At 61.1% G+C, this 11353-nt stretch carries 9 protein-coding genes; 8 read left to right on the top strand and 1 reads right to left on the bottom strand.

Annotated elements, in window-relative coordinates:
* Window positions 1–8 precede the first annotated feature (8 nt).
* Window positions 9–800 carry a phenylalanine 4-monooxygenase gene (gene phhA, locus C4J83_RS21790; protein ID WP_124418171.1) on the bottom strand — a complete coding sequence of 264 codons (792 nt, stop codon included), beginning with the start codon at window positions 798–800 and terminating at the stop codon, window positions 9–11.
* A 257-nt stretch (window positions 801–1057) separates the two neighbouring features.
* Here phhA and C4J83_RS21785 point away from each other — a divergent pair, with 257 nt between their 5' ends.
* The 8 genes from C4J83_RS21785 to C4J83_RS21750 all read left to right on the top strand — a co-directional run bounded on the left by C4J83_RS21785 (window position 1058) and on the right by C4J83_RS21750 (window position 11329).
* The gene (locus C4J83_RS21785) at window positions 1058–2620 is read left to right on the top strand and encodes a sigma-54-dependent transcriptional regulator (protein ID WP_106576441.1); all 1563 of its coding nucleotides are present in this window, start codon (window positions 1058–1060) and stop codon (window positions 2618–2620) included.
* A 329-nt stretch (window positions 2621–2949) separates the two neighbouring features.
* Entirely contained in the window at window positions 2950–3690 is a 741-nt protein-coding gene (locus tag C4J83_RS21780; RefSeq protein ID WP_106576442.1) for a flagellar basal body rod protein FlgF, read from the top strand.
* A 71-nt stretch (window positions 3691–3761) separates the two neighbouring features.
* Window positions 3762–4547: a flagellar basal-body rod protein FlgG gene (flgG, locus tag C4J83_RS21775; protein WP_005790105.1), complete on the top strand. Its 786-nt coding sequence runs from the start codon at window positions 3762–3764 to the stop codon at window positions 4545–4547.
* Between the two features lie 53 nt (window positions 4548–4600).
* On the top strand, window positions 4601–5296 hold the full coding sequence (flgH, locus tag C4J83_RS21770) for a flagellar basal body L-ring protein FlgH (protein ID WP_003214607.1): 696 nt from the start codon (window positions 4601–4603) through the stop codon (window positions 5294–5296).
* 27 nt (window positions 5297–5323) lie between these two features.
* Window positions 5324–6412: a flagellar basal body P-ring protein FlgI gene (locus tag C4J83_RS21765; protein ID WP_106576713.1), complete on the top strand. Its 1089-nt coding sequence runs from the start codon at window positions 5324–5326 to the stop codon at window positions 6410–6412.
* A 3-nt stretch (window positions 6413–6415) separates the two neighbouring features.
* Window positions 6416–7684, top strand: a complete 1269-nt coding sequence (gene flgJ, locus C4J83_RS21760; protein WP_124418170.1) for a flagellar assembly peptidoglycan hydrolase FlgJ — start codon at window positions 6416–6418, stop codon at window positions 7682–7684.
* A gap of 10 nt (window positions 7685–7694) precedes the next feature.
* Window positions 7695–9731: a flagellar hook-associated protein FlgK gene (flgK, locus tag C4J83_RS21755; protein ID WP_106576444.1), complete on the top strand. Its 2037-nt coding sequence runs from the start codon at window positions 7695–7697 to the stop codon at window positions 9729–9731.
* Window positions 9732–9745: 14 nt separating this feature from the next.
* A complete protein-coding gene (locus C4J83_RS21750; protein ID WP_119742289.1) occupies window positions 9746–11329 on the top strand; it encodes a flagellar hook-associated protein 3 in 1584 nt (527 codons plus the stop codon).
* The last annotated feature ends 24 nt before the right edge of the window (window positions 11330–11353 follow it).

Raw genomic sequence — 11353 nt, 5'->3', positions numbered from 1 at the left:
CATAAGGTTCAAGCCGCTTTGGGTTTGGGCGGAAATTTCGGCGCGTGCAGACCCAACTGCATACCGCGCTCGACCATGCCCATGATGTCTTCCTGCGCTACTTCGAACAGGCGCTTGAGCTCAGGCAGGACGAAATACAGCGGTTGCAGGATGTCGATCCGATACGGCGTGCGCATCGCTTCGAGCGGGTCGAAGGCTTGGTGCTCGGGCTCATCCGACAGGCAATACACGCTTTCCTTGGGCGACGACAGAATGCCGCCACCGTAGATGCGCCGGCCTTGTGGGGTGTCCACCAGGCCGAACTCAATGGTCATCCAGTACAGGCGCGCCAGGTACACGCGCTGTTCCTTGGTCGCGGTTAGGCCGAGCTTGCCGTAGGTGTGGGTGAATTCGGCGAACCAGGGGTTGGTCAGCAGCGGGCAGTGGCCGAAGATCTCGTGGAAAATATCCGGCTCTTGCAGGTAGTCCAGTTCTTCGCGGGTACGAATAAAGGTCGCCACCGGAAACTGCTTGCTGGCGAGTAATTCGAAGAAGGTCTGGAAGGGGATCAGCGCCGGCACGCGGGCGACTTGCCAGCCGGTGGTCTCGGCCAGCACCTGGTTGATTTCACCCAGTTGCGGAATGCGGTCCAACGGCAGGCCGAGCTTGTCGATGCCGTCCAGGTATTCCTGGCAGGCGCGACCCTCGATCACTTTCAACTGGCGCGTGATCAGGGTGTTCCACACCGCGTGTTCTTCCGGCGGGTAGTGGATAAAACCTTGCGCATCGGGCTCGCGGGCCACGTAGTGCGTTTGCTTCATACGGCTCTCCTGCTAGGCATTCGTTCTTGTTATGTCCTGCGATGAGCCTATTGATAACCCGCAAGGCGCCGGATTCCATCGGGCTGCGGCCTAATGCTGTAGGAATTGTTACCGGTTTTTGTAAAGTATTCGTTACGATGGCCGGACTCATCGTTGTATTGGGCTGTGAAATGCTCATGGACTGTCACATAATCTTGACGACTATCTGCGCCCAGCGGCAAAAAGACGCGGCGCCTTCCCACCTTTCGGGCTTTTTCATGCGTATTAAAGTGCACTGCCAAAACCGTATCGGCATCCTGCGGGACATCCTCAACCTGTTGGTGGAGTACGGCGTCAACGTCGCCAAGGGCGAGGTCGGTGGCGAACATGGCAATGCGATTTACCTGTTTTGCCCCAACCTGGTGAACATGCAGTTCCAGGCGCTGCGCCCGCAATTTGAAGCCATTGCCGGGGTGTTTGGTGTCAAGCGGGTAGGGCTGATGCCCAGCGAACGTCGGCATATGGAGCTCAATGCGCTGCTTGGCGCCCTGGAGTTTCCGGTGCTGTCGATCGACATGGGCGGCTCCATCGTTGCCGCCAACCGCGCGGCGGCGCAGTTGCTCGGAGTGCGCGTGGACGAGGTCCCGGGAATTCCACTGTCGCGCTATGCCGAGGACTTCGACCTGCCGGAACTGGTGCGGGCGAGTAAGTCGCGGATCAATGGCTTGCGGGTCAAGGTCAAGGGCGACGTATTCCTGGCGGACATCGCGCCGCTGCAATCCTCCGAACACGATGACAGCGAAGCCATGGCGGGTGCCGTGCTGACCCTGCACCGCGCCGACCGCGTCGGTGAGCGCATCTACAACGTGCGCAAGCAGGAACTGCGTGGTTTCGACAGCATCTTCCAGAGCTCCAGGGTCATGGCGGCCGTGGTGCGCGAGGCGCGGCGCATGGCGCCTTTGGATGCGCCTCTATTAATAGAAGGCGAAACCGGCACCGGCAAAGAGCTGTTGGCCCGCGCTTGTCACCTGGCCAGCCCGCGTGGGCAGTCGCCATTGATGGCGCTCAATTGCGCAGGCTTGCCGGAGTCAATGGCCGAGACCGAGCTGTTTGGCTACGGGCCTGGTGCGTTTGAAGGCGCGCGGGCCGAAGGCAAGCTGGGTCTGTTGGAGCTGACGGCAGGCGGTACGTTGTTTCTGGATGGCGTCGGTGAAATGAGCGCACGTCTGCAGGTGAAATTGCTGCGTTTTCTGCAGGACGGATGCTTTCGCCGCGTGGGCAGTGATGAAGAGGTCTACCTGGATGTGCGGGTAATCTGTGCGACGCAGGTGGACTTGTCTGAGCTTTGCGCCCGCGGCGAATTCCGCCAGGACCTTTATCACCGCCTCAATGTGCTGTCGCTGCATATCCCGCCGTTGCGCGAATGCCTGGATGGGTTGGCGCCGTTGGTTGAGCATTTCCTCGATCAAGCCAGCCGGCAGATCGGTTGCCCGCTGCCCAAGCTGGCACCGGCTGCGATGGACCGGCTCAGCCACTATCACTGGCCGGGCAATGTGCGCCAGCTGGAAAACGTGCTGTTTCAGGCGGTGTCGTTGTGCGAAGGCGGGACGGTCAAGGCAGAGCATATTCGCTTGCCGGATTATGGGGTGCGTCAGCCGCTTGGCGATTTCTCGTTGGAGGGAGGGTTGGAGCAGATCGTCGGCCGGTTCGAGAAGGCGGTGCTGGAAGCCTTATATGCCGAGCATTCCAGCAGCCGGCAGCTGGGCAAGCGCTTGGGCGTGTCGCACACCACCATCGCCAATAAGCTGCGTGATTATGAAATCCTCAAGGCCGATAAATAACTGGCGGTCTACACACGATTAAAACTGTGGGAGCGGGCTTGCTCGCGAATGCGACGTGTCAGTCACTACATGTGCAGACTGATACACCGCATTCGCGAGCAAGCCCGCTCCCACATTTGTTATTTGTCATCTTCAAGACCTGTGCTTGCCGCAGGCGGCAGTAGTCCGCCGTTTTTTCGACTCTCGTCCAGCCACCTAATCTCCATGCCTGCGCGCAAACCCCCGTCCCGCCTGGACTTTTCCTCGTTTTTAAAAGTTGGTTCGCAAATTGCTTAAGCCTCATCAGTACAGCGGTGGGCGGCAAGCGTCCGTCAGAAAGAGGATAGAGCGTGGACAAGTACCTTTATGTGGCAATGACCGGCGCCAGCCAGAATGCACTGGCGCAGAAGGCCCATGCCAACAATCTGGCGAACATCTCCACCAACGGTTTTCAGCGTGACCTGGAGCAGGCGCGTTCGATGCCGGTGTTTGGTGACAGCTTTCCGGCGCGCGCGTTTGCAATGACCGAGCGGCCAGCCACCGACTTCTCCCCGGGCGCCATGATCGAAACCGGTCGTGACCTCGACGTGGCGGTCAGCGGCGACGGTTGGATGGCCGTGCAAACCCCCGATGGCAGTGAAGCCTACGTGCGCAGCGCCAGCATGAATGTGGATGCGCTGGGCGTGCTGCGGGCCGGCAACGGTATGCCGATCATGGGCAACGGTGGCCCGATTGCGGTGCCGCCGCAGCAGAAAATCGAAGTGGGTGCCGACGGCACCATCAGCATCCGCGCCATGGGCGAAGGCCCGCGGGTAATGGCTGAAGTGGACCGCATCAAGTTGGTCCAGCCGGACCTCAAGAACATGACCAAGGGCCTCGACGGCACCATCCACACCAAGGATGGCCAGCCGGCCCAGGCGAATGCCAACGTCACGCTGACGTCGGGCTTCCTGCAGGCAAGCAACGTCAACGCCGTTGAAGAAATGACCGCGGTGCTGTCGCTTTCCAAGCAGTTCGAGCTGCACATCAAGATGATGAACAGCGCCAAGGAAGACGACCAGGCCATGACCCGCGTTCTGGCGATGAGCTGATTGCCGCGTTATTGACCGACTACTAATTTTGCAGCGCAGCGCCAACAAACAGGCGCACGAAGGAGAACAGCATGCTTCCGGCTCTATGGGTTGCCAAAACAGGTTTGTCCGCCCAGGACACCAACCTGACCACCATTTCCAACAACCTGGCGAACGTGTCGACCACGGGCTTCAAACGTGACCGCGCCGAGTTCCAGGACTTGCTCTATCAGATCAAGAAGCAGCCGGGCGCCCAATCGACCCAGGACAGCGAATTGCCGTCGGGCCTGCAACTGGGTACCGGTGTGCAGATCGTTGGCACGCAGAAGAACTTCAGCGCCGGTAACCTGCAGCAAACCGGTCAGCCGTTGGACATGGCCATCAACGGGCGCGGCTTCTTCCAGATCCTGCAACCGGATGGCACCACGTCCTACACCCGTGACGGCACGTTCCACCTCGACTCCAATGGCCAGATCGTCACGGCCAACGGTTTCGCCCTGGAGCCGGCTGTTGTGGTTCCCGCCGATGCCAAGACCTTTACCGTCGGCAACGATGGCACCGTGTCGATCACCGTGGCCGGCAACCCGGCTTCGCAAGTGATCGGCAACCTGCAAACCGCCGACTTCATCAACCCGGCCGGCCTGCAAGCGATGGGTAACAACCTGTTCCTGGAAACCGCCTCCAGCGGCGCGCCGCAAATCGGCACCCCTGGCCTGAACGGTTTTGGCACCACGCTGCAAAGCACCCTGGAAACCTCCAACGTGAGCACGGTTGAGGAGATGGTCAACATGATCACCACCCAGCGCGCCTACGAGATGAACTCCAAGGTGATTTCCACCGCCGACCAGATGCTTTCGTTCGTAACGCAGAATCTGTAATCAAGTCTATGGGGCGCCATCGACGGCGCCTGCAACACCGTGAGGTAAGGGTCATGAATCGCTATGTTTCTGTTCTGGCATTGAGTGGGATCGCCGTGCTCGCGGGCTGTGTCGCCCCGACGCCAAAACCCAATGACCCGTACTACGCGCCGGTGTTGCCACGCACGCCGTTGCCGGCGGCGGCCAACAATGGCTCGATCTACCAGGCCGGTTTCGAACAGAACCTGTACAGCGACCGCAAGGCGTTCCGTGTGGGTGACATCATCACCATCACCCTGAACGAGAAAACCCAGGCCAGCAAAAATGCCAACTCGCAGATCGGCAAGACCAGCAAGACCAGCATTGGCCTGACGTCGCTGTTCGGTGGCGTGCCCAACACCAATAACCCGCTGGGCAGCGGTGACCTGAGCCTGGACGCCGGCTACAGCGGCGACCGCGCCACGAACGGCAAAAGTGCGGCGGGGCAGGGCAACAGCCTGACCGGTTCGATCACCGTGACCGTCGCCGATGTACTGCCCAACGGCATCATCGCCGTACGCGGTGAAAAGTGGATGACCCTCAACACCGGCGACGAGCTGGTGCGCATTGCGGGCATGGTTCGCGCCGATGATATTTCCACCGACAACACCGTGCCGTCGACGCGGATTGCAGATGCGCGCATTACCTACTCGGGTACAGGTTCGTTTGCTGATGCGAGTCAGCCAGGCTGGTTCGACCGTTTCTTCCTTAGCCCGCTGTTCCCTTTCTAGGTGGCCACTTTGAAACTCAAACAGCTGATGGCTGCCGCGTTGTTGCTGGCCTTGAGCACAGGGGCCTTGGCTGAGCGGTTGAAAGACATCGCCAGTATTTCCGGCGTGCGCTCCAACCAACTGATCGGGTACGGCCTGGTGGTGGGGCTTAACGGCACGGGTGACCAGACCACCCAAACCCCGTTCACCCTGCAGACGTTCAACAACATGCTCTCGCAGTTCGGTATCAAGGTGCCGCCGGGTTCGGGCAACGTGCAACTGAAAAACGTCGCGGCCGTGTCCATCAGTGCCGATTTGCCGGCGTTCTCCAAGCCGGGTCAGGTGGTGGACATCACCGTCTCGTCCATCGGTAACTCCAAAAGCCTGCGCGGCGGCACGTTGCTGATGACGCCGCTCAAGGGTATCGACGGCAACGTCTACGCCATCGCCCAGGGCAACCTGGTGGTCGGTGGTTTTGACGCCGAGGGCCGTGACGGTTCGAAGATCACCGTTAACGTGCCATCGGCCGGGCGTATCCCGGGCGGCGCCATGGTGGAACGCACCGTACCCAGCGGCTTCAACCAGGGCAACAGCCTGACCTTGAACCTCAACCGTTCGGACTTCACCACCGCCAAGCGCGTGGTCGACAAGATCAACGACATGCTCGGCCCTGGCGTGGCCCAGGCCATTGACGGCGGCTCTATCCGCGTCACAGCGCCACTGGACCCAAGCCAGCGTGTCGATTACCTGTCGATCCTGGAAAACCTCGAGGTCGATCCAGGCCAGGCGGTGGCCAAGGTCATCATCAATTCGCGTACCGGCACGATCGTGATCGGTCAGAACGTCAAGGTATCGCCGGCGGCCGTGACCCACGGCAGCCTGACCGTGACCATCACCGAAGACCCGATCGTCAGTCAGCCTGGGCCTTTGTCCAACGGCCAGACGGCGGTAGTGCCGCGTTCGCGGGTGAATGCTCAGCAAGAAGCCAAGCCGATGTTCAAGTTCGGCCCCGGCACCACGCTGGACGAGATTGTCCGCGCGGTGAACCAGGTGGGCGCAGCCCCAGGCGACTTGATGGCGATCCTCGAAGCGCTGAAACAGGCCGGCGCCTTGCAAGCCGACCTGATAGTGATCTGAGCCATGGTCATGGATATGCGCAAGAGCGGGATCAGCAGCACGGCGGATTCGGGGTCTTACTCCGACCTGAATCGGCTTAACCAGCTCAAGGTCGGCGCCGACAAGAACAGCGAAGGCAACATGCGCAAAGTCGCGCAGGAGTTCGAGTCGCTGTTCCTCAGCGAAATGCTCAAGTCCATGCGTTCGGCCACGGAAGCGCTGGGCAAGGACAACCCGCTGAATACGCCGGCGGCCAAGCAATACCAGGAAATGTACGACCAGCAGTTGGCGGTTTCGATGTCTCGCGAAGGCGGTGGTATTGGCCTGGCCGACGTGCTGATGCGCCAGATGCAGAAGAACAAACCGGTGGACGCCCAGGCGGCCACGTTGCAGGGCCCGGAGGCGGCGCAAGCGCCAGCGAAGAAGGTCGATGTGCCGACTGAAATCGCCGCAGGCACCCAAGCCGAAGGGCCGTTGGGCCGCTCCAACGGCCAGCGTCCGCTGTGGGCTTATCGCGTGGCCGTGCCTGAAGGCGCGAGCGCGCACGCCAATGACATGGAGCTGATGAACCAGCGCCGTATCGCCTTGCCGAGCAAGCTGACTGACCGTCTGTTGGCCGGCATCGTGCCGAACGCGCCGGTCGCCATCGATGCCAAGAGCGCGCCGCTGCGTAACAGCGCCGCCGCCGACAACGTGGTCAACAGCACCGCGCGCAGCATTGCCGTACCGAGCGGGCGCATGCAGGTGTATGGCCGCGCCATCGCCCAGCCACCGCTGGCGCCGGCGAAGAAAGCCTTCAGCTCGCAGGATGAATTTGTCGCCACCATGCTGCCGATGGCCAAGGCGGCCGCCGCGCGCATCGGTGTCGACCCCAAGTACCTGGTGGCCCAGGCCGCGCTGGAAACCGGTTGGGGCAAATCGGTCATGCGCGCCGAGGACGGCAGCAGCAGTCACAACCTGTTCGGCATCAAGGCCGGGCAGAGTTGGCAGGGCGGCCAGGCGCGTGCAATTACCAGCGAGTTTCGTGATGGGTCGATGGTCAAGGAAACGGCGCAATTCCGTTCCTACAACTCCTATCAGGACAGCTTCCACGACCTCGTGACATTGCTGCAAAGCAATGATCGCTATAAAGAAGTTGTGAAATCAGCCGACAACCCGGAACAGTTTGTGCGCGAGTTGCAAAAAGCCGGATATGCAACCGACCCGGACTACGCCAGCAAGATTTCGCAGATCGCCAAAACGATGAACAGTTACCAGGATTACGCTGCCGCGGGCGCATCCACTCATTTATAAGGTCTGAATCATGAGTTTGCTCAATATCGGGATGTCGGGGCTCAACGCCGCTCAAGGATCGTTGTCGGTCCTGAGTAACAACATTGCCAACGTCAACACCCCGGGATACTCGCGTCAGCAGACCACCCAGAACGCCAGCGCCAACAATCAGTACGGCGGCGTGTACATCGGCAGCGGCACGACCCTGGCGGATGTGCGCCGCATCTATAACGATTTCTTGGGCGCCGCTTACCAGAGCAGCACGGCCCTCAACAGCGACGCCACCGCCTACGCGGGCCAGGCGGCTGCGATTGACAAGACCCTGTCTGACAAGTCCACCGGCATGTCGGCGGTGCTCAGCGCGTTTTTCGCGTCCCTGCAAACCGCGGCAGCGACCCCGAGCGACGTGTCCGCGCGCCAACTGCTGGTGACCAGCGCCCAGACCCTGAGCAACCGCTTCAACGCGATCTCGACTCAGCTGACCCAGCAAAAAGAAAGCATCAACAGTCAACTGAGCACCATGAGTGATCAGGTCAATAAGCTGACGTCGTCGATTGCGTCGCTGAACACGCAAATCGCAACTGCCCAGGGCTCGTCGACCAGTGCGCCGGCCAACCTGCTGGATGCGCGTAACGAGGCGGTGCGTTCGCTCAACGAGCTGATCGGCGTAACGGCCACCGAGAAGAACGGCCAGTTCAGCATCACCACCGGCACCGGCCAGTCGCTGGTAGAAGGCGGTGTGGCCAACACGATTTCGGCCGTGCCGAGCAAAACCGACAACAGCCAGTACACCATTCAGCTCAACATGGGCGACACGCCGATGGACATCGGCAACGTGGTGTCCGGCGGCAGCATCGGCGGCCTGTTGCGCTATCGCAGTGATGCGCTGATACCGGCCATCAACGACCTGGGCCGCATTGCCATTGCCACCGCTGACAGCGTCAACAGCCAGTTGGGCCAGGGCCTGGACCTGAACAGCGATTTTGGTTCGTCGTTGTTCAGCGACATCAACAGCGCCGCGGCCATTGCCCAGCGTAGCCAGGCAGCCTCGGGCAACAGCGCAGGCTCGGGCAACCTGAATGTGACGATTGCCGACAGCAGCAAGCTCTCGACCTTCGACTACAAAGTCACCTTCACCAGCGGCAACCAGTACAACGTGGTGCGCTCCGACGGCAAAGCCATGGGCTCGTTCGACACCACCACCACGCCGCCGCCCGTGATCGACGGCTTCACGTTGGCGCTCGATGGCAAGGGGCCGATGGCTGCCGGTGACAGCTTCAAGGTCAGCCCGACGGCCACCGGGGCCAGCAACATCAGCGTTGACCTCAAGGACCCGAACAAGCTCGCGTTCGCGGCGCCACTGGCCGGCAATGCCAGCACTACCAACACCGGCACCGGCACGTTCACGCCGCCGACATTGACGCTGCCGATCGATATCAACGGTGGCGCTGCCAGCGCGCAATTGCGCACCGGGATCGAAAACTCGATGCCGGTGAAGATGGTGTTTGGCAAGCCTGCGGCAGACGGCACCCAGTCCTACACAGTGAGCGATGCCCAGGGCAACCCGATCGGCACCGGCAGCATCATTCCGGGCCAGGGCAACAAGGTCTCTATCAGTGTGCCGATGCGTGATGCCAGCGGTACGTTGATTCCAGGCAAGAGCTTCAGTTTCGACACCACCGTGGCGGGCACGCCCGCCAACGGCGACAGCACGACCTTTTCGTTCAACAGTGGCGCCACCTCCGATGGCCGCAACGCTCAGCAATTGCTGGGTTTGCAGACCAAGGCGACGGTCGGTGCGGTGGATGGCAATGCGGGCGTGAGCCTGGTCAGCGCCAACAGCCGGCTAGTGTCCCAAGTCGGTTCCAAGGCCGCCCAGGCCAACACCGACAGCACCGCCACCGGCGCTTTGCTGGCCGCGAACAAAGCGGCCAGCAACTCCGTGTCCCAGGTCAACCTGGACGAGGAGGCGGGCGACATGATCAAGTTCCAGCAGTACTACACCGCGTCGTCGCAGATCATCAAGGCCGCGCAAGAAACCTTCAGCACACTGATCAACGCCCTTTAAAGGAGTCTGGAACGATGCGTATCTCTACACAGCAGTATTTCGACACCAGCTCCGCCAAATATCAGGATAACTATTCGGGTGTGGTGAAGGCTCAGGACCAGGCCAGCTCCGGTGTGCGTGTGCAGACCGCTGCGGATGATCCGGTAGCCGCCGCGCAACTGCTGATGCTGCAACAGCAAAAAGACATGCTGGGCCAGTACAACGGCAACATCACCAGCCTGCAAAACTCGCTGACCAACGAGGAAAGCGTGTTGGCGAGCATCAACACGGCCATGCAAACCGCCAGCGGCCTGGCGTTGCAGGCGGGTAACCTCAAGCTCAGCAACGACGACCGCAAGGCCATCGCCGCTCAGGTTGGCGCGCTCGAAGACCAGGTATTGGGCCTGCTCAACACCAAGGATTCCAGCGGCAACTATATGTTTTCCGGGGCCAAGACCGACACGCCGCCCTACAGCCGTAACAACGATGGCACCTACACCTACCAGGGTGATGAGACGCCGCTGAGCCTGCAAGTGTCGAGCAACTTGACGATTGCGGCGGGCGATACCGGCAAGACGCTGCTGGAAAGCTCCGGCAACACCGGGCGCACTCAGGCGACGATTTTGCCGCCGGCGGTCAACGACGGCAAAGTCGCAATTTCGGCGGGTCTGGTCACCTCGGGCACCGCTTACACGAAGAATTTTGCCGACGGCCAGCCGTACAAGCTGACCTTCTCCAGCAGTACCCAATACAGCGTGACCGACAAGGACGGCAACGACGTTACGTCCGAGATCACCGGTAACGGCACATTTGATTCCACCAAGGAAGGCGCGTCCAGCGTCAACCTGCGCGGGGTCAAGTTCGACATCAGCCTGAACCTTGGGTCTGACGTGGCCTCGGGCGCACCGTCTGATGCGCTGGTGGCGGGCAAGGCCTTTACGCTGGAAAGCAAGCCGGACACGTTCAGCAGTTCGCGCACAGCCAGTAATCCGTCTACGGCGCAGTTGACCGGTGGCCGGGTCACGGACCAGGCAGCCTACGCCAGCACCTTTCCGAACTCGGGCGCGGTGATCAAGTTCACCAGCGGCAATGACTACGAGGTGTACGCCCAGCCGTACTCGGCGAACAGCAAGTCGATTGCCACGGGCACCATGGCCACTGGCGCGACGTCGATCACGGCTGCCGGGGTGACCTTCGATGTGAGCGGCGCGCCGGGGGCGGGTGATCAGTTTTCCGTGAGTGCCACCAGCAACAAGAACATGAACGCCCTGGACACGCTGGGCCAACTGCGCAAGGCGCTGGAAACTCCGGCCGATGGCGACCCGGTGGCTATGAACAAGCTCAAGGACGTGATCAATACCTCCATCGGTAACCTGGCCAACGCTTCGGCGCAGATTGACCAGGTGCGTGGCTCGATTGGTGCGCGCCAGAACGCGCTGGATATCCAGAGCCAGGAAAACACCAGTTTGGGGCTGGCCAACACCTCCACCATGTCATCGCTGGCGAACGTCGACATGGGCCAGGCGGCCATTGATCTGACATTGCAGCAGACCATGCTGCAGGCTTCGCAGCTGGCGTTTGTGAAGATCTCCCAGTTGAGCCTGTTCAGCCGCATGTAACCGGCGAGCCTACAAGCGGCCCAC

It is taken from the genome of Pseudomonas sp. LBUM920, assembly GCF_003852315.1.
Classification (GTDB): domain Bacteria; phylum Pseudomonadota; class Gammaproteobacteria; order Pseudomonadales; family Pseudomonadaceae; genus Aquipseudomonas.
This window is presented reverse-complemented; position numbering and strand designations above follow the sequence as displayed.

Bases quoted from the DNA above. Each gene is read 5' to 3' on its own strand.
- flgH (WP_003214607.1), top strand. From the start codon at position 4,601: ATGAATCGCTATGTTTCTGTTCTGGCATTGAGTGGGATCGCCGTGCTC.
- C4J83_RS21785 (WP_106576441.1), top strand. From the start codon at position 1,058: ATGCGTATTAAAGTGCACTGCCAAAACCGTATCGGCATCCTGCGGGAC.
- flgJ (WP_124418170.1), top strand. From the start codon at position 6,416: ATGGTCATGGATATGCGCAAGAGCGGGATCAGCAGCACGGCGGATTCG.
- flgK (WP_106576444.1), top strand. From the start codon at position 7,695: ATGAGTTTGCTCAATATCGGGATGTCGGGGCTCAACGCCGCTCAAGGA.
- C4J83_RS21765 (WP_106576713.1), top strand. From the start codon at position 5,324: ATGGCTGCCGCGTTGTTGCTGGCCTTGAGCACAGGGGCCTTGGCTGAG.
- flgG (WP_005790105.1), top strand. From the start codon at position 3,762: ATGCTTCCGGCTCTATGGGTTGCCAAAACAGGTTTGTCCGCCCAGGAC.
- phhA (WP_124418171.1), bottom strand. From the start codon at position 800: ATGAAGCAAACGCACTACGTGGCCCGCGAGCCCGATGCGCAAGGTTTT.
- C4J83_RS21750 (WP_119742289.1), top strand. From the start codon at position 9,746: ATGCGTATCTCTACACAGCAGTATTTCGACACCAGCTCCGCCAAATAT.